The 18,032-nt window shown below is 61.3% G+C and carries 21 protein-coding genes; 8 read left to right on the top strand and 13 right to left on the bottom strand.

The genetic code is table 11. The features are described 5' to 3' along the window. The 4 genes from A7K61_RS26415 to A7K61_RS26400 form a co-directional block, all read right to left on the bottom strand. A partial coding sequence (locus A7K61_RS26415) for an ATP-binding cassette domain-containing protein (protein ID WP_139129555.1) occupies positions 1-370 on the bottom strand: 370 nt, incomplete at its 3' end. Then, positions 367-1,347 carry a substrate-binding domain-containing protein gene (locus tag A7K61_RS26410; protein WP_083263128.1) on the bottom strand — a complete coding sequence of 327 codons (981 nt, stop codon included), beginning with the start codon at positions 1,345-1,347 and terminating at the stop codon, positions 367-369. The genes A7K61_RS26410 and A7K61_RS26415, both read right to left, overlap by 4 nt. Before the next feature lie 31 nt (positions 1,348-1,378). Continuing rightward, on the bottom strand, positions 1,379-2,200 hold the full coding sequence (locus tag A7K61_RS26405; protein ID WP_069558680.1) for an SDR family oxidoreductase: 822 nt from the start codon (positions 2,198-2,200) through the stop codon (positions 1,379-1,381). A 236-nt stretch (positions 2,201-2,436) separates the two neighbouring features. After that, positions 2,437-2,916 (bottom strand): GNAT family N-acetyltransferase, encoded by a 480-nt coding sequence (locus tag A7K61_RS26400; RefSeq protein ID WP_003193496.1) that lies wholly within the window; start codon positions 2,914-2,916, stop codon positions 2,437-2,439. Positions 2,917-3,104: 188 nt separating this feature from the next. Between A7K61_RS26400 and A7K61_RS26395 the strand changes: the two genes are divergently transcribed. The 4 genes from A7K61_RS26395 (at position 3,105) to A7K61_RS26380 (ending at position 5,472) form a co-directional block, all read left to right on the top strand. Continuing rightward, on the top strand, positions 3,105-4,301 hold the full coding sequence (locus A7K61_RS26395) for an MFS transporter (protein WP_069558679.1): 1,197 nt from the start codon (positions 3,105-3,107) through the stop codon (positions 4,299-4,301). An 85-nt stretch (positions 4,302-4,386) separates the two neighbouring features. After that, complete coding sequence (locus A7K61_RS26390) at positions 4,387-4,725, top strand: hypothetical protein (protein ID WP_003193500.1); 339 nt, start codon at positions 4,387-4,389, stop codon at positions 4,723-4,725. A 51-nt stretch (positions 4,726-4,776) separates the two neighbouring features. Beyond that, entirely contained in the window at positions 4,777-5,043 is a 267-nt protein-coding gene (locus A7K61_RS26385; protein ID WP_032895690.1) for a hypothetical protein, read from the top strand. Positions 5,044-5,091: 48 nt separating this feature from the next. Continuing rightward, positions 5,092-5,472, top strand: a complete 381-nt coding sequence (locus tag A7K61_RS26380) for a Rho termination factor N-terminal domain-containing protein (RefSeq protein WP_034135338.1) — start codon at positions 5,092-5,094, stop codon at positions 5,470-5,472. Positions 5,473-5,585: 113 nt separating this feature from the next. Here the strand turns inward: A7K61_RS26380 and A7K61_RS26375 are convergent, their stop codons facing one another. The 8 genes from A7K61_RS26375 to A7K61_RS33245 all read right to left on the bottom strand — a co-directional run bounded on the left by A7K61_RS26375 (position 5,586) and on the right by A7K61_RS33245 (position 11,774). Next, on the bottom strand, positions 5,586-6,497 hold the full coding sequence (locus A7K61_RS26375; protein ID WP_069558678.1) for a PfkB family carbohydrate kinase: 912 nt from the start codon (positions 6,495-6,497) through the stop codon (positions 5,586-5,588). Next, entirely contained in the window at positions 6,490-7,956 is a 1,467-nt protein-coding gene (locus A7K61_RS26370; RefSeq protein ID WP_044267462.1) for a cytosine permease, read from the bottom strand. The genes A7K61_RS26375 and A7K61_RS26370 overlap by 8 nt, the downstream gene beginning before the upstream one ends. Positions 7,957-8,144: 188 nt before the next feature. After that, on the bottom strand, positions 8,145-9,146 hold the full coding sequence (locus A7K61_RS26365; protein WP_069558677.1) for an ADP-ribosylglycohydrolase family protein: 1,002 nt from the start codon (positions 9,144-9,146) through the stop codon (positions 8,145-8,147). Next, entirely contained in the window at positions 9,143-9,856 is a 714-nt protein-coding gene (locus A7K61_RS26360; RefSeq protein WP_044267467.1) for a GntR family transcriptional regulator, read from the bottom strand. Before A7K61_RS26360 ends, A7K61_RS26365 begins: the two co-directional genes overlap by 4 nt. A gap of 70 nt (positions 9,857-9,926) precedes the next feature. After that, positions 9,927-10,487 (bottom strand): DUF1285 domain-containing protein, encoded by a 561-nt coding sequence (locus A7K61_RS26355; protein ID WP_003193512.1) that lies wholly within the window; start codon positions 10,485-10,487, stop codon positions 9,927-9,929. A 15-nt stretch (positions 10,488-10,502) separates the two neighbouring features. Further along, positions 10,503-11,108, bottom strand: coding sequence for a DUF4823 domain-containing protein (locus A7K61_RS26350; protein WP_003193513.1), 606 nt, complete (start codon positions 11,106-11,108; stop codon positions 10,503-10,505). 243 nt (positions 11,109-11,351) lie between these two features. Beyond that, positions 11,352-11,468 carry a cytochrome c oxidase subunit CcoM gene (ccoM, locus tag A7K61_RS34105; RefSeq protein ID WP_019817835.1) on the bottom strand — a complete coding sequence of 39 codons (117 nt, stop codon included), beginning with the start codon at positions 11,466-11,468 and terminating at the stop codon, positions 11,352-11,354. Positions 11,469-11,612: 144 nt separating this feature from the next. Further along, complete coding sequence (locus tag A7K61_RS33245) at positions 11,613-11,774, bottom strand: hypothetical protein (protein WP_003193515.1); 162 nt, start codon at positions 11,772-11,774, stop codon at positions 11,613-11,615. A gap of 133 nt (positions 11,775-11,907) precedes the next feature. Between A7K61_RS33245 and A7K61_RS26345 the strand changes: the two genes are divergently transcribed. The 3 genes from A7K61_RS26345 to A7K61_RS26335 all read left to right on the top strand — a co-directional run bounded on the left by A7K61_RS26345 (position 11,908) and on the right by A7K61_RS26335 (position 14,520). Further along, on the top strand, positions 11,908-12,780 hold the full coding sequence (locus tag A7K61_RS26345; RefSeq protein WP_069558676.1) for a LysR substrate-binding domain-containing protein: 873 nt from the start codon (positions 11,908-11,910) through the stop codon (positions 12,778-12,780). Between the two features lie 91 nt (positions 12,781-12,871). Beyond that, the gene (locus A7K61_RS26340; RefSeq protein ID WP_044267479.1) at positions 12,872-13,342 is read left to right on the top strand and encodes a RidA family protein; all 471 of its coding nucleotides are present in this window, start codon (positions 12,872-12,874) and stop codon (positions 13,340-13,342) included. Next, positions 13,339-14,520, top strand: coding sequence for an aminotransferase class V-fold PLP-dependent enzyme (locus tag A7K61_RS26335; protein WP_069558675.1), 1,182 nt, complete (start codon positions 13,339-13,341; stop codon positions 14,518-14,520). Before A7K61_RS26340 ends, A7K61_RS26335 begins: the two co-directional genes overlap by 4 nt. Here A7K61_RS26335 and A7K61_RS26330 read toward each other — a convergent pair. Beyond that, positions 14,517-14,858, bottom strand: coding sequence for a hypothetical protein (locus tag A7K61_RS26330; RefSeq protein WP_044267485.1), 342 nt, complete (start codon positions 14,856-14,858; stop codon positions 14,517-14,519). The genes A7K61_RS26335 and A7K61_RS26330 overlap by 4 nt on opposite strands. A 219-nt stretch (positions 14,859-15,077) precedes the next feature. On the opposite strand from A7K61_RS26330, the gene rapA reads away from it, so the two are divergent. After that, a complete protein-coding gene (gene rapA / locus A7K61_RS26325; protein ID WP_069558674.1) occupies positions 15,078-17,924 on the top strand; it encodes an RNA polymerase-associated protein RapA in 2,847 nt (948 codons plus the stop codon). Positions 17,925-18,032: the final 108 nt, after the last annotated feature.

The following is an 18,032-nucleotide window of genomic DNA, read 5'->3' as shown; positions in this document are numbered from 1 at the left end:
CCAGGGCCTGCTTGCGCAGCAGGCCCCGGTTGACCACGCCAAAGCGCGTGGGCAAATGGCCGAGGAACAGGTTCTCGGCCACGCTCATTTCCGGCACCAGGTGCAGCTCCTGGTGAATCACTGCCACACCGCTGGCAATGCTGTCGGCGGCGCATTTGAACGCCATGGTTTGCGCGCCGATTTGCACGGTGCCGCTGGATGGGATGTAGGCGCCGCCGAGGATTTTCAGCAAGGTCGATTTGCCGGCGCCGTTCTCGCCCATCAGCGCATGCACCGAGTGCGGCCGCGCTTCAAAGCTGATCTGCGCCAGGGCTTTCACACCGGGAAACTCCTTGCCGATGCCATTGAAACGCAGGGCCGCGCCGCTCATTTCCACAGACCGATCTTGGTCAGTTCTTCCTGGAAATTGGCGCGGGTGATCAAGGTCACTTCGTCCATGGCGGTGTATTTGGCCGGCTCCTTGCCGGTGGTGACCCATTCGTACATCGCCAGCGCGGTGTTGTAGCCCTCGATATGCGGGCTGGGCAGCATGGAACCGAAGAAGCCGCTGTCGGCTTTTTTCAATTCGCCGATGGCGTCGGTGCCATTGATGCCGATGCCGATCACGTTGGCGGCCTTGAAGCCGGCACTTTCGGTGGCGCGCACGCCGCCGAGCACGGTGTTGTCGTTCATGCCGCCGATGATCAGGTTCTTCGCCCCGCTCGGCAGCTTGACCAGGGCCGAGTTGGTGGCGTCCATGCTGCCGGGCACGTCGAGGGTTTTCAGCGCAGAGGTGAGGATGTGGTCCTTGGGAATACCCGCCTCCTCCAGGGATTTGATCGAGCCGTCAGTGCGCTTCTTGCCGGTGTCGAGTTCGTTGAAGGTGTTGATCACCGCATAGGTGTCCTTCCAGTCCCAACCGCGTTTTTTCGCTTCGGCGGCCATGGCAGCGCCCTGCTTCTGGCCGACTTCAAATGCGGCCATGCCCAGGTACGGCACGTCTTCCATGAAGTTGCCCTTGGCATCGACAAAGCGATCATCCACGGCCATCACTTTCAAACCGTTGACCTTGGCCTTGGCAACGATGGCAGGGCCCAGGGACACGTCTGGCGGGCAGATCACAAAGCCTTTCGCGCCGTTAGCAGCCAGGCTGTCGATGGCCGACAGGGTCTTTTCGCCATCGGGCACGGCGATTTTGATCACGGTGAAACCATGCTCCTTGCCGGCCTTTTCCGCGAATGCCCACTCCGTTTGAAACCAGGGTTCCTCAGCCTGCTTGACCAGGAAACCGATCTTCACTTCTTCAGCCGATACCCAGCCGCTGAACGCCATCGCCAGTGCCACGGCACCGAGTGTTTGCTTGAACATGGACCACCTCCTTCTTGTTATTGAAAAACGCTTAGTCGTGGTACATCACAGACCGCCCGCCATCGATCATCAGGCAAGTGGCATTGATAAAGGGCGCCTCGTCGGTCGCCAGGAACAGTGCTGTCATGGCCACTTCGATGGGCTGGCCAATGCGTTTGGGCGGGTGCAGGTCGAACGCGCGCTGGCGTTCGGAGTGGGGGTCTGGGAAACCGTTCCAGTAATCGACGTTGAGCTGGGTTTCGATATAGCCGGGGGCGATGGCATTCACGCGGATGCCTTTGGGCGCGTACTCGATGCCCAGGGCACGGGTGAGGCCGAGCAGGCCGTGCTTGGCGACAGGGTAAGGAAAACAACCGGGAATGATGTGGCTGGAATGGGTGGACGCGATATTGATGATGTTGCCGATGCCCTGCTCGATCATGTGCGGCAACACCGAACGGCAGCCGTACCAGGCGCCGTCGAGGTCGATGGCGAAACAGCGGCGCCAGTCCTCGTCGCTCATCTCCAGCGGGTCACGGAACACATTGACCCCGGCACAGTTGACCAGCACATCCACGCGGCCAAAGCGCTCGATGGCCAGGTTGACCAGTGCCTGCCATTGATCCTTGGAGGTGATATCAACCGGCTGGGCGTAAATCTGCGCGCCGCGTTCGCGCCAATGGGCGGCGACCTTCTCGACTTTGTCGCCCTGGATATCGGCAATGATCAACCGCGCCTGCTGAGCCTGGAAACAGGCAACGATGGCTTCGCCAATGCCTTGGGCGGCGCCGGTGATGATCACCACCTTGTTCTTCAGGCGCTCGCCGTAAGTGGGCTCGGGCACGGCGGGTAGGGACAACGGTTGTGCCTGCATCGCTTCACCTTTTTATTTTTAGTAGTGAGTGCTGATGCTGGCGACTATAAACCCATCGCCTGAAACATCTCAATATATAAATTATCATCCCATATAATGGACAAAGCTTAAAAAAATGTGGGAGCGGGCTTGCTCGCGAATGCGGTGTGTCAGTTAAAGCATGGCTGACTGATAAACCGCATTCGCGAGCAAGCCCGCTCCCACATTCGATCTTTGGTGCCTATAGAAATGAGGTTTCAGCCCAGGGCGAAGTCGCGCAAGGCATCGCCTTCCATGCGATAACGCACCCATTCTTCCTGCGGCTGGGCGCCGATGGATTTGTAGAAGGCAATCGCGGGCTCGTTCCAGTCCAGCACGCTCCATTCAAAGCGCCCGCAACCGTTGTCGCAGGCGATCTTGGCCAGGTGACGCAACAACTTCTTGCCGGCCCCGCCGCCGCGTTGCTCCGGGTTGATGTACAGGTCTTCCAGGTACAGGCAGTTGCTGCCCAGCCACGTCGAGTAGCTAAAAAAGAACACCGCAAAGCCAATCGGCAAGCCGTCGCGCAAGCAGATCAGGCCATGGGCCGTGGCGCCTTCGCTGAACAGGCTGCGTTCGATATCCACCACGCTGGCGATCACTTCATGCCGGGCTTTCTCGTACTCGGCCAGCTCAGTGATAAAGGTCAGTATCTGCGCAGCATCGCTGGGCACGGCGGGGCGAATCTCGATGGTCATGGGCGAGCCTTGGGCAAATTCAAAGGCCACATACTAAGGCGATTTGATGGCCGTTTGCAGTGCAATTGATGCCGACGAGCGCGTTTCACTCCGGTGCGGGGTGATGCAAGCATCGGCAACCACAGAACAAAGCCTGCGCACGCCCATGGTAAACAATGGGCATAAATCCAACGATCAGAGACCTGCTCATGCACGCCACGCCACCAGTGGGCACCAAGACATTCGCGCTGTTCTGCCTAGCCAGCTTCCTGCTGTCACTGTCTTACGGTTCGACCTTTTTGTTGTCACTGCTGATCCATGCCCGTGGCGGTAATGAACACGACGCGGGCAGTGTCATTGCCACGGCGATGCTCAGCACTTTTGTGGCGGTGGTGTTTTCCGGGCACCTGGCTGATGCGCTGAGCGCAGCGCGAGCAATTGCGAGCACCGGCCTATTGTTGGTGGTGGCCTGCCTGGGGTTTGCCCTGACGCCGGGGTTTGGCCAAGGCTTGATGCTGTTTGGATTGTCCCTTGGCTTGGGCTGGGGCGTGTTCTATACCCTGGGCCCAATCATCGTGACGCTGCTAGTGGAACCACGCCAGCGGGCCAAATATTTCGCCTTGCTCTCGGGCAGTATGTTGAGCGGCATAGGTTCCGGCCCTTTGCTGGGACGCGCCGCCACTGCGCTGGACCTGCCCCTGACCACCGCGTTCTATATCGCCGGGCTCGCCAGCCTCGCCGGGGTGGTGATGTTCTGGCGCATGGGCTCCCGGTTGCGACAGCACGCGAATATGCCAACCGCCAGGATTTCCTGGCGTGCAAGCCGCCGCGTACTGTCTTCCAAGGCGGCGTTCGCCATCCTGATGGTCGGCCTGGGTGGCTGCGTATTCGGGGGGCTGTCTTCGTTCCAGACCAGCTATGCCGTGGCTCATAAGCTCGACTATTCACTGTTCTTCGCCGGCTTCCTGACAGCAGCAATCACCAGCCGCTTGCTGATCGCAGGCTTCGTGGTCAAGCGCGATGCGTACCAGGCTGCCTGTGTGTTATCGGGGGTGATGTTCGGCGCGATCGCGCTGTTCGCGTTTGGTGTCAGCGGCAACCTCAGTTATGTGCTCGCCGCCGCCACGCTAGGGATCGGGTATGGCCTGACGTATTCAGTGATCAACGGCCTGGTGGCCAACGAAGCGCCCAGCGGCACCACTTCCCAGGCGTTGTTGCTGTTCAGCCTGGCGTACTTTATCGGCGTCTTCGGGTTTCCCTGGCTCGCAGGCAAGATCATCGTCGACTTCGGCCTTGCGACAATGATGCTGAGCGTACTGGTGATCGCGGCCCTCAACTGGGCGATCACGGTGGCACGTTTGATAGCGCGCCGAGTATCAGCACACAAAGTGATACAGGTGAGCTGATACCGTTCGTCGCCCTCCCGGCACGATCAACAATCGCGGGCAGACCAATACAGGGTAAGGACATTAATCATATGGAGACACCCTGATGAAAAATTCCAAATTTGCTGCCCTCGCCCTCACCGGCCTCTTGTCTGCCGCGTCCCTGAGCGCCTTCGCGGCCAGCTCGACCACCGGCCCCACCGATCCAACGCCGGACGCCACCACCGAGTCGCAAAAATCCATGGGCACCGGCATGGACACCAACGGTGGCGCGATCATCGACAACAGCGCTGACCCACGCACCAAAGGCAACGACACCCAGCGCCAGGCACCGGCGGCCGTGGGCAACGGCAAGATGGGCCCAGGCACGAGCAACAATGAGCCGAAGATCAACAAGGGCGACGACTCGAACATTCCGGGCGCGCAGAAACAACCAGCGCCTTGATGCACCCTTGGTACGACCTACACCCGACCATTTCCCCGTGAAGAGGTACGCATGAACGTCGATAGAAACCTTGAAAAAGAAGTCCTCACCCGCCTGTTGCACGCTCACCCGCAAGGCTTGGGCAAGGAAGTGCTGGACAATTACCGCGGTGAAAAAGAGGTCGCCAGTGTCTTGGCGTTCCTGCAGGACCGCGGGCTGATCAAGGATGGGCATGTGACCACCGACGACGCCGGCGAATACGCGTTGAACCTGCCGATCAAGCTCACCGCTTCTGGTGTGGATGAGGCGCGCAAGCTCGACGCTCAAAGCACTCAGTAATCCATTTCTGGCCTGGCCCCGCGACTGGGGCCAGAAGGAGTTTTAGCGATGCCTCGTGGAAGCAAAGCCAAATACACCGACGAACAGAAACGCAAGGCCGCTCATATCGAAGACAGTTATGAGCACAAAGGGTTGCCCAAGGACGAAGCCGAAGCCCGTGCCTGGGCCACCGTGAACAAACAGTCTGGCGGCGGTGAGAAAACCGGCGGATCAGGCAGGCGCAAAGCACCGGCCAAGAAGGCCCAGGACCGGCAGGAATCAGCCAAGCGCGCCGCTGCCAGCCGTGAAGGCCACCCGCGCAGCAGTCGCGCTTCATTGGGTACGCAGACCAAGGAAAGCTTGATGAAAGAGGCGCGGGAAAAGAATATTTCAGGACGCTCAACCATGCGCAAAGATGAGTTGATCCAAGCCCTGAAAAAAGCAGGCTAAACGCAGAACCCATTGTGCGGGCTTGCTCGCGAAGGCGGTGTGTCAGTTAAAGCATGTGTTGACTGACACACCGCCTTCGCGAGCAAGCCCGCTCCCACATTTTTGGGCCTCGTTTATTGCGTCACTAATGCATCGACCTCAGCAGTGCCGGGCGAGGTCGCTGGCCCCCAGCGGGTTACCGCCAATGCCGCCGCTGCGTTCGCTCGACGCGCCGCCTCAACCGGCTTCAAGCCATTCGCCAACCCGGCAATAAATACTCCCGCATGTGCATCCCCCGCGCCATTGCTGTCCACGGCCTGAACCTTGAATCCAGGGACATGCTCGATCTGAGCCCCTCGCCCTACCCAGCAACCCTTTGGCCCATCACGCACAACCAGCAGTGCCTGCAAGTGCTGATTGAGCATGGGCAGCGCCTGACTCATATCCGCCGCCCCGGTAAACGCCAACGCTTCAGGGCCATTGCTGGTCCAGATGTCGATACGCGGCAACAACGCGCGCATCAACGCGGAGTCCGGCGCCTTGACCAGCGGGCCCGGGTCGAACACCACCACGATTTCTCGCGGTAGCGCCTGCAACCAGTCAAGCAACGGCTGCGCCTTACCTTCAAGCAGCAAGCTGTAGCCACTGACGTATACGTAGTCATCGACACGAGGGACGATCTGAGCCAAATCGTCGGCGCTCAACTCACCCTCGGCGCCGAGATGGGAGATGAAGGTGCGTTCGGTGCTCGCTTCAGTCAGCGACACGCACAAACCGGTATCTTTGCCAGCGCTGGCCGCCAAGGCCATTTCAATACCCTCGCCCTGCATCGCGGCACGCGCCAGCTCGCCAAAGCGCCCCTCGCCATGGCGGCCCAGGTAAACCACCGGCAACCCATTGCGCCGCGCCGCAGCCATTACATTGAAACCGCCACCGACTTGGAAACTGGCGGAGTTGGCCAGCACGTCACCGCCGCTTGCCGGCAGGGTGTCGAGGCCCATGACCAGGTCAACAATGACCTGGCCGGTGTGCAGCAATCTAGACATTGGCGCTCTCTGCTAAAGCAGGACGACGGTCAGACGCCCCGCCCAATACTGCATATATGCCGCCCGCCACCAGGAAGGTCACGATCCAGCCCAGGCCGTTATGGCCCAGCCAGGAGTCGGACAGCGGCCCGGCAAACCAGATGTTTTCGGCGGTGGTGCCGATGGTGGTGAAGCTGAACCCCAGCACGATGGCTACAGCCCAGGCGCCAAATGCACGCCACTCCACGCCGCCGCGATACCAGTAGGCACTGCTGGGGCTGACGTCCAGCAGGTCGGTGGGGCTGTAGTAATGCCGGTGAATCAAGTCGACCACGAAGATCCCGACCCACGCCGTGATCGGCACCGCCAGCAGCGAAATGAAGGTAATGAACGGGCCATAGAAGCTGTCGGCGATCAGCATGAAGTAGATGGAGCCGGCAAAGATCGCGACGATATCGACAATCACCGCATGCACACGCTTGACCTTCAAACCCAGGGTCAAGGTGGTGAGGCCGGCCGAATACACCGACAGGTTGTTCGACAGCAACAGCCCGCCGAACGCGGTGATCAGGTACGGCACGGCCATCCAGGTCGGCAGCATGTCGCGGATCGCGACGATGGGGTCGGTGGCCGACGCCAGGTCATTGTTACCCACCGACAATAGGCCGCCGAGGGTGATCAACAGCACCAGCGGGATGCCGGCGCCAAATGCAGCGGAGGCCACCAGGCGCACGGCCTTGACGCTGCGGTGCTGGTAACGCGACATGTCTGCACCGGCGTTGGCCCAACCGATACCGGTTCCGGCAGCCATGGTGCCCACGCCAATGATCATCGCGCTCAACGGCGCCGGGGTGGCGTTGAACACCGCGCTCCAGTCGATGGTGGCGCACAGAAAGCCGCCCACCAGAATGTTCAAGCCGCCGAAGACGTAGGTCGCCCACTTCTGAATCACCAGCAGCGTGGCGTGGCCCAGGCCCGATACGGCCAGGGTCAGCAGCACGAAGATGGCAATGAAGATCAGGGTGAGCACCGGCGCGCTTTTCGCCTCCACTGCCGAGCCGAACAGGATGGAGCTTAACGACAACAACACGAAGGCTGCGGTGGTGGTGTTGACGGTTTCCCAACCCAGGCGCGACATCAGCGACACCAAGGTCGGGCCGATATTGCCGCGCACCCCGAAGATGGCGCGGGACAAGGTCAGGCTGGGCGCGCGACCACGGCGGCCGGCGATGGAGATGATGCCCACCACGGCAAATGAGCCGGCGGCGCCAAGAATCGCGACGATGATCGCCTGCCAGATGGCCAGGCCACGAAACGCCACCAGCGTCGCACCAAGGGGCAAGCCGAGGATGCTGATATTGGCGGCGAACCACACCCAGAACAATTGCAGCGGATGACCGTTGCACTCGCTTTCCGGGACCGGCTCAATGCCGCGTGTTTCCAATTGCCCGGCGCTTTGGCCGGAAGAGGGGCTGCTCATGAAAGGGTGCTCCTGGTGCCTGTATTGTTGTGGTTGTGGCAGCGAGTCGAATCTTTATCCGGTCTTCCTGACCCAACGCTTTTTAATGTGGGAGCTGGCTTGCCTGCGATTGCGGTGGGGCAACCAGCTCATCCGCCACTGGAAAACCGCTATCGCAGGCAAGCCAGCTCCCACAATTAGTTCCGTGTTTATCGCAAGGCCAATAAGGCTTTGACCAGCGGCTGCAAGTCCAAGCCATTGACTCGCTTGACCTGTTCAACCAACGCCTCAGGCCAGCACTGCATGCCCAGGCACGCCCCCAGCATGGCGCCGAGCATCGCGGCAATGGTGTCGGTGTCGCCGCCCAGGCTGGCCGCCAGGCACAGGGCTTCGAAAGCGTTCATGTCGCCAGACGCCACTTGCTGCGCCAGGGCAAACGACACCACCACCGATTCCTGGGAAGCCACCGAAGTACCAATCAACTCGTAAAGCAGGTCGGCAAACAACGCTTTGTCGCCGCTGCCGACGCTCAGGGTGCGGGCCCAACTGATGCGGGTAGAAATGCGTCCGCCCGCGATCCAGTGACCATGGCTTTCGGCCTGGCGGGCAATCTGGGTCCCGATATTCAAGGCTTCCCCCAGGTCCACGCCATTGATGCCAGCCGAGACCACCGCCGCCACGGCCGCAGCGCTGGAAATACCCAGGCTGGTGTTATGGGTGACCTGGCACGCCTGGATCACCGCCTGGATAAACCGCCCCGGGTCGCCGACATCGGCGGCGATGCCCACCGGGGTGATGCGCATGGCCGCGCCATTGGTGGTGCCGTAGCGCCCGGATTCCTCCGGGGTATGGCCGGCGAGGATCATGTCGATAGCGCGCTTGGTGGACGGCCCGAGCAAGTCCTGGGAGCCTTTGGCGCGCATGCCCGCTTCCCAATCGATCAAGCGTTGGGCAAGCACAGCGGGCTGGATCTGGCCCTGGCCTTGCACCAGTAACTCGGCGACCAGGATGGCTTGCTCGGTGTCATCGGTGATGGAGCCGGCAGGCATGTTCGGTGCAATGGGCTGGTCGGCGTCGGCGTCTTCCAGAGCGGTGATGGCACCGAAGCGCTTTTGTACCTGCTCGCGGCTCAAGGATTGGGTGGGCATACCCAAAGCATCGCCCAGGGCCAGGCCATAGAAGGCGCCAAGGGCGCGATTTTCGCGGGTCATTTCGACGCTCCAAACTGCAGATGCAGGCGAAAGTGCAGCGGGTCGAGCAGGCTTTCGACATGCTCCATGAAACGCTCGCGACGATCATAGGTGGTGCGCGCAGCCTTGAGAAATACTGTGCCGCTGGGACGCCCGAGTAATTCGGCATCTTCATCACTCAGCGGCTCGGCACCGATCCACTGATCGCCCTCGGCCCCGACGTAGCCGTAGGCGGCCAGGGTGATGGTCAAGGAGTTATCGATCAGGCCAATGCGCGGCAGGCTTTCCAGGTCGCCAACGGCCGGCATCAGCGAGCGTTCCAGGGACACCGCTGTGCCGTCTGCGGTGCGCCGAAGGCGGTCGAGGGTAATGAACTGGTCGGTGCCGAAACGGCTGAACAGATCCGGGCGCGTGACGGCCTCGAAACGCAGGATGTCGGTGCTTACCTGGGCGCCCGTATCGGCCAAGGCCTGAGCCCAACCGCTGCGTTGGTCCAGCACCATGCCGTCAAAGGTGACGATTGAGCCGACCCCACTCTGGGTGGCGATGTAGTTGCGACGCTTGAGTTCGGCCAGCGCCTCACGCAGCGTGCCACGACTGACCGCAAATTCCTCGGCCAGTTGATGCTCGCCCGGCAACAGGAAGCCGTCGGCCATGACCCCACCCTCGATACGGCGGATGAGTTCATCGACGACGCGTTTTTTCTTATCAAATCGAACATGTCTAATCATGTACAAATTGATAACCGAAAGCGCGCGTTTACCGCAAGAGGATTATTTCAGGCTGAAGACAAAACCCGCCTCAGGGCTCCAGGCCAATGGGGAAAAACTCCCCGCTGCTCCATACGCCAAGCCAGTTCTGACCGTTGATCGGACGGCTCACGGCCAGCTCCACCAACTGGTAAAAAGCGTTGCGATGCACGAGGGCTTCAAGATTGGTGCGAACGCGCACGTAGGGTGCGGGTTCCTGGGTGACGGGGTCGATCACCACCCGCAGCGGGTGTTCGAGGCCTGCCTCGACCTGTTCATCGACATTGGTGGTAAAGCGCAAAACCTGGCTTTCGCCCTGCCCTTGCACGTCCAGGGTCACGGCGACAAAGGGCGCATCATCGACCTGGATGCCGACCTTCTCCACTGGCGTCACCAGGAAATAATCATCGCCATCGCGGCGGATGATGTTGGAGAACAGCTTGACCATCGGCTTTCGCCCGATGGGCGTGCCCTGGTAGAACCAGGTGCCGTCACGGGCGATGCGCATGTCGATATTGCCGCAGAAAGCCGGGTTCCACAGATGCACCGGTGCCGGCCCTTTGCCCTTGGGCAGTTGGGCCAATAAATCATTGGCCTTGGCGGAATCGGTCATGACGGGCTCCTCTGTTTACTGATTGCTCATGCCCAGTAAACCGCGGGCATATTGCGCCAGGGGACGGGCAATCAAATCTTGTGGCGATGTGTCGTGGAACGTCAGTAAACCGCCACGACTGCGAATACGTGCAGTATCAATCAAATACTGGGTGCTGGTCTCGATCAACATGACTTGGATCACCCCGCTGTCCAGGCCAAGGCGGTCCAGAGCTTGTTGGTCGGTCCACTCGTCGGCGTTGCCGATACGGTCATCGGCTGCCGCAAAGCGGCAATACAGCAGGTAGTGAGCACCGGCGTCGCGGGCTTCGGCCATGGCCTGTTCCAGCCCTTCCGGCTGACGGGCGCGACGCACCATGGGGAAATATTCGACGAAGCCATTGAATGCTTCCTCGGCCACCACATTGGGCCGCGGGTAAGCGCTGCCCGGCGGCACGAAGGCGCCTTGGGCGATAAACACAAAGGAATCCGGCTGTATGCGCACCGAGGCAGTACGCCGCGTATCGCTGTGGTCGAGCAGCCCGGCATCGCTCATCTGATAGCGGGTGCCTTCGGCCATATCACTGACGGTCATGCAACCGCCCAGGGCCAATGACGCCAGCAGCAAAACCAGACTACGCATCCTAATCCTCCAGAGGCCGGTGACAGGAAACCGGCGAATGGGGCGTGGGATGCAGGTTCTACGCCAGTTCGAGCAGCGCATGACAAATGTGGGGCTTGCCTGCGATGCGCATAGGTATCTACACAACGTCGGTACGACGCTGGACCTGTGGCGAGGGAGCTCTTCATCCATCAATTGACAGACAAAAAAAGGGCGACCGAAGTCGCCCAAAATGCCTTGCGTGCTCATGTAACCCGGAAAGACTTAAGGTTTTTTACGCTTGTTCGCGTCTTTCCAGATAAAAAATCCAAACCCTACAAAAAACAGCACCATGAGGCTAACAGTCAGCACTCCGGCGAAAACCACATTATCGAAAAACATGACCGGCCTCCTGCACTTGCCCTGTTGCGATAGGGCTAAGTTAATGGAGAAGGCACAGTGGGAAATTGACCAGGATCAATGTCGCCCACAACGGGGCGTAAACGAAGGGGAATAACTGACCTGCATCAACGGATGCAGGGTGTTTCAACGCTTTTTCGGTTTGTTCTTGGGCTTTTTCTTGGGTTTGCCCAGGGGCATGGCTTGTTCGAAGGCTTGGCGCACTTCATTCAAGCGTTTGTCATTGAGGTCGTGCACGCGCTTGGCGCGTTCGGCGTTCAGGTCGATCAGCTTGTCGTCATCACTCATGGCTTGGCTTACGTCGTGGCGGTAATGCCTCAATAATGCGGCCTGCCTCGCCCGACGGCAATTAAGCGAGCGACAAAATGCAGGCCATCGACCAGAATCGGCGCTTTCTACCCTGCCCAGGAGGCGCATCCAAGTGGCCTTGCACAACGACCTTCCGCCACTGTTGGCCCTGCGCGCCTTCGAAGCCGTGGCGCGGCACTTGAGTTTTATCAAGGCGGCCAACGAGTTGTCGGTGACCCAAAGTGCGCTGAGCCACCAGGTGCATAAGCTCGAACACCACTTGGGCAAGCCGCTGTTTATCCGGCGAACCCGTGCGATTGACCTGACGTTGGCCGGGCAAGCGTACTACGAGCAGATCCGCCCTGCCCTGGACGCTATCGCCGCTGCGACGCGCAACCAACGGGGTGCGCCCAGCGCCAATGTGTTGCGTATCGGCTTGCTGGCGTCCTTTGCCACGTTGTGGCTGGCGCCGCGCCTGGCCGAGTTTCTACAGCGCTACCCGCATATCCAGGTGGAGTTGCTGCCCGCGATTCAATTGGCCAATGTCGCCACGGCCGAGGTTGACCTGGCCATCCGCTACGGCAAGGGCGACTGGCCCGACGTGCACGCCACGCGCCTGATGGCCGAAACCCTGTCACCCGTATGCAGCCCTGCATTCAAAGCCCGGCAGGTCGCCAGTGGCCCGTTGTTGATGGCGACCTCGCACCGTCCTTTCGAGTGGACCGATTGGTCCGCCCATTACCAGGTCAACCTCGATCGCCACCCCCGCGTGATGCTGCATGACTACAACATCGTGGTCGAAGCGACCGTGGCCGGCCAGGGGATCGCCATGGGCCGCCATCGCCTGATCGAACGCAAGCTCCAGGACGGCAGCCTGGTGGAGGCTTTTGACTGGCCGCCCTATCACAGCGACATCGGCTATTGGCTGATCGCCCCCCAGGGCCCGCTCAGTGAGACGGCTGAATGCTTCAGCCAGTGGCTGAAGCAGGCGTGTGCCGACGCGTGAGTTTTTTCGATACGTCGAGTGAGATCTATCCGTTTGTCGCCCCTCGCCACCGCCAACATGCTGGAACCTTCTGACACCAGAGGGTTTCACCATGACCGACTCCATCCGCCAGCGCGTACACGCCCTCGGCCTGACACTGCCCACGCCCAGCCAACCCGCGGCCAACTACATCAATCATGTGAGCAGCCAGCATCAACTGTTCATCTCCGGGCAAATTCCCATGCTCGATGGCAAACCCGCCTACCTTGGCCGCCTGGGTGACTCCCTCAGCGATGAAGACGGCGCCCAAGCGGCAGAACTGGCGGCACTGGGCCTGCTGGGGCAACTAAGCGATGCGCTGGGCGATGACCTGTCGCGGGTGGTGCGCGTCCTGCGTCTGGGCGTGTTCATTGCCAGCAGCGCCGATTTCCAGCGCCAGAGCGTGGTCGCCAATGGCGCCTCGAACCTGCTGGTCAACGCCCTCGGCGACAAGGGTCGACACGTGCGCACTGCCGTAGGGGTCTGCAGTTTGCCGGCTGGCGTCGCCGTGGAGGTCGATGCCATTTTCGAGTTGCAGCCATGAGCCCGCTGCAAGTGCAGCACTTGCGAGAGGCCACGCCCGGTTGCCAATCCGGCATCGTGCACTTCAATCACGCCGGGGCATCCTTGCCCAGCCAGGCGACGCTCGACGCCATCATCGACCAGCTGCAACGCGAAGCGCGCGACGGCCCGATGGAGGCCGGCGAACAAGGTGCCGTCTTAGTGGAAAAGGCCCGCCGAGCCGCCGGGCAACTGCTCAATGCGCCCGCGTCGTCGATTGCCTTCGCCAGCAGTGGCTCCACGGCCTGGAGCATGGCCTTCCAGGCGCTGGGGCCGTGGCAACCGGGCGATCGAATTCTAGTGGGGCGCCATGAATGGGGCGGTAACCTGGCGAGCATGGAACTGGCCGTTCAAGCCGGGGCGCGGGTGGAGGTCATCCCGTGCGATGCCAGCGGCGCCGCCTGCCCTGTGGCACTGGAGGCAATGCTCGATGCCAAGGTGAAGCTGATCGACCTCACCTGGCTGCCGGCCAACGGTGGCTTGATCAACCCGGCCCAGGCCATCGGCGATGTGGCCAGGCGGCATACCATTCCCTACTTCATCGACGCGGGCCAAGCCGTCGGCCAGCTGCCGGTGGATGTGCAAGCGTTGCAGTGCGATGTGCTCAAGTCCGCCGGCCGCAAACACCTGCGCGGGCCTCGCGGTACCGCACTGCTGTACATCCGGCCGGAGTTTCTCCCGCACCTGAACCCGGCCCAACGCGACGTATTTTCAGCGCCCTGGACCGCCGAAGGCTTCGACCTGCGCAACGACGCGCGACGCTTTGAAACCAGCGAAGTGTCCTTCGCCCTGCTGGCCGGCCTGGGCAATGCGTTGCACGAGATCAATCAACTGGGAATTGAGCGGGTATGGCAAAGAGTCTTGCAGACCAGCGCGCGAATCCGCGAAGCACTGCGTCAGATACCGGGGATCAGCTTGCACGACTTGGGCAACACGCATTCAGGCTTGATCGCGTTCAACCTGGCCGGCTGGGATAGTTTTGAACTCAAGCAACGCCTGGGGTTAAAGCGCATCAACATCGGCGCCAATGGCGTGGCCTACACCCCGCTGGACATGCAAGCGCGTGGGTTGAGCAGCGTTGCGCGCATCTCCGTCAGCCCGCTTAACACCGATGACGAGATTGAGTTGCTGGTGAAGGCCTTGCGCGAACTGAAGGGTTAAACCTCGATATCCACCCACAGGCCCTGGCGCGGCGCGTCTTCGATCAGCGGCGCCACGGGCACGGTGTTATCAGCGTTGAGCAAGTCGCCGGGAATCGGCAAATGCTGCTGCGCGTCGTCGTCAGCTTCGCGCCGACGCTTGTGTTGCTCCTGCTGGCGCCGCTGCTCTTCGCGCAACAGAAAGGTCGATTGCTCGGCATCGCCTTTTTTCAGGTCGATCGTGCTCTCGTTGGAACCCGCTTGAACGGGCACCACCGGCGGGATATCCGGCTTCTGGCGTGCCGGGTCGAGTTGCGACGTGACCGGCACAACACTGACGGGCAGCATGGGTGGCAGCATGATAATTATTCTCCTGATCAACAGGCTGTCGGCGGGTGGCAGGGTGACTTGAGCACCCGCGTGCCAAGCTGTGACTCAGTCGACACTCTCAAGTGCTCGCCATCCGTCGATTCAATTTCCGCCGGCCCGTATAAACAGCGTAGTTTTTGTCAGAGTTCTTGGGCGCCGGGCCGTGTTCCGTTAACATAGTCGGCTTTTTCACGGCGGGAGTCAGGCAGCATGGCGCAGCAGTATCAACCGGGGCAACGCTGGATTAGTGACAGCGAAGCAGAGCTGGGGTTAGGCACCGTTCTGGCACAGGACGGCCGCTTGTTGACCGTGCTCTATCCGGCCACTGGCGACACGCGCCAGTATGCGCTACGGAATGCGCCCCTCACTCGCGTGAGGTTTTCGCCGGGTGACACCATCACCCATTTCGAAGGCTGGAAAATGACCGTACAGGAAGTCGACGACGTCGATGGCCTGCTGGTCTACCACGGCCTCAATGGGCAGAACGAGCAGGTCACCCTGCCGGAAACCCAACTGTCCAACTTCATCCAGTTCCGCCTGGCCAGCGACCGTCTGTTCGCCGGGCAGATTGACCCGCTGGCGTGGTTCTCGCTGCGCTACCACACCCTGGAACACACCAGCCGCCAGTTGCAGTCCTCGCTGTGGGGCTTGGGTGGCGTACGCGCCCAACCGATTGCCCACCAACTGCACATCGCCCGCGAAGTCGCTGACCGTATCGCGCCACGCGTGTTGCTGGCGGACGAAGTGGGTTTGGGCAAGACCATCGAAGCAGGCCTGGTGATCCATCGCCAACTGCTCTCGGGCCGCGCCAGCCGCGTACTGATCCTGGTCCCGGAAAACCTGCAGCACCAATGGCTGGTGGAAATGCGCCGCCGCTTCAACCTGCAGGTTGCGCTGTTCGATGAAGAGCGCTTTATCGAAAGCGATGCCACCAACCCGTTCGAAGACACCCAGCTTGCACTCGTTGCGCTGGAATGGCTGGTGGACGACGAGAAGGCCCAGGATGCGCTGTTTGCCGCCGGTTGGGACTTGCTGGTGGTCGACGAAGCCCACCACCTGGTGTGGCACGAAGACAAGGCCAGCGCCGAATACTCGCTGGTCGAACAACTGGCCGAGGTGATTCCCGGCGTGCTGTTGCTGACCGCTACCCCGGAGCAACTGGGCCAGGACAGCCACTTTGCGCGCCTGCGCCTGCTGGACCCGAACCGCTTCCACGACCTGCAAGCCTTCCGCGCCGAGAGCGAAAACTATCGCCCGGTGGCCGAAGCCGTGCAGGAGCTGCTGGACAAGGGCCGCCTGTCGCCGACCGCACACAAGACCATTCAAGGCTTCCTCGGCGACGAAGGTGAAGCCCTGCTCACCGCCGTCAACGATGGCGACACGGAAGCCAGTGCCCGCCTGGTGCGTGAGCTGCTGGACCGCCACGGCACCGGCCGCGTGCTGTTTCGCAACACCCGTGCCGCGGTGCAAGGCTTCCCCGAGCGCAAGCTGCACGCCTACCCGCTGCCGAACCCGGACGAATACCTCGAACTGCCCCTGGGCGAACACGCCGAGCTGTACCCGGAAGTCAGCTTCCAGGCGCAACCGGACATCGAGGAAGAGAACCGCTGGTGGCGCTTCGACCCACGGGTCGAGTGGCTGATCGACCAGTTGAAAATGCTCAAGCGCACCAAGGTCCTGGTGATCTGCGCCCACGCCGAAACCGCCATGGACCTGGAGGACGCCCTGCGCGTGCGCTCCGGCATTCCGGCCACGGTGTTCCACGAGGGCATGAACATTCTGGAGCGTGACCGCGCCGCGGCCTATTTTGCCGATGAAGAGTTCGGTGCCCAGGTGCTGATCTGCTCGGAAATCGGCAGTGAAGGCCGTAACTTCCAGTTTTCCCATCACCTGGTGCTGTTCGACCTGCCGTCCCACCCCGACCTGCTGGAACAGCGCATCGGGCGTCTGGACCGGATCGGCCAGAAACACGTGATCGAACTGCACGTGCCCTACCTGGAAACCAGCCCGCAAGAACGCCTGTTCCAGTGGTACCACGAAGCGCTCAATGCCTTCCTCAACACTTGCCCGACCGGCAACGCCTTGCAGCATCAGTTCGGCCCACGCCTGCTGCCCTTGCTGGAAGCTGCCGACGACGGCGAGTGGCAAGCCCTGATCGACGAAGCGCGTGCCGAGCGCGAGCGCCTGGAGCAGGAGCTGCACACCGGTCGCGACCGCTTGCTGGAACTCAATTCCGGCGGCGCTGGGGAAGGTGATGCGCTGGTCGAGGACATCCTCGAACAAGACGACCAGTTCGCCCTGCCGATCTATATGGAAACCCTGTTCGACGCGTTCGGCATCGACAGCGAAGACCATTCGGAAAACGCGCTGATCCTCAAGCCCAGCGAAAAAATGCTCGACGCCAGCTTCCCCCTGGGCGACGACGAAGGTGTGACCATCACCTACGACCGTAACCAGGCGCTGTCGCGCGAAGACATGCAGTTCATCACCTGGGAGCACCCGATGGTGCAAGGCGGCATGGACCTGGTGCTGTCCGGCTCCATGGGCAACACCGCCGTGGCGCTGATCAAGAACAAGGCGCTCAAGCCAGGCACCGTATTGCTTGAGCTGCTGTATGTCAGCGAAGTAGTCGCCCCGCGCTCCCTGCAACTGGGCCGCTACCTGCCACCGGCCGCCTTGCGCTGCCTGCTGGATGCCAACGGCAATGACCTGTCGGGCCGCGTGTCGTTCGTGACCTTGAATGACCAGCTGGAAAGCGTGCCACGGGCCAGCGCGAACAAATTCGTGCAGGCCCAGCGTGACCAACTCACACCGCGCATCAACGCCGGTGAAGAGAAGATCGCCCCGCGTCACGCCGAACGCGTGGCCGAAGCCAAGCGTCGCCTGGCGGCAGACACCGACGAAGAACTGGCGCGCCTGACCGCGTTGCAAGCGGTCAACCCGACCGTGCGCGACAGCGAGCTGATAGCCCTGCGCAACCAACGCGAGCAAGGCCTGGCCATGCTCGATAAAGCCGCGTTGCGACTGGAAGCGATTCGAGTGTTGGTGGCGGGTTGATAATCCGCTGAACGTAAAAGGCCCGCGCAATGCGGGCTTTTTTATTGGCCTTGCAGGCGTCATCGCGGCATAGGTATCTACACAACTCTGAAGCAATCGACAGTAACC

It is taken from the genome of Pseudomonas sp. AP42 (assembly GCF_001728935.1).
In the GTDB taxonomy this organism is placed as follows: Bacteria; Pseudomonadota; Gammaproteobacteria; order Pseudomonadales; family Pseudomonadaceae; genus Aquipseudomonas; species Aquipseudomonas lactis.
The sequence above is the reverse complement of the archived record's forward strand: the minus strand, read 5'-3'. Positions and strand labels throughout refer to the sequence as shown.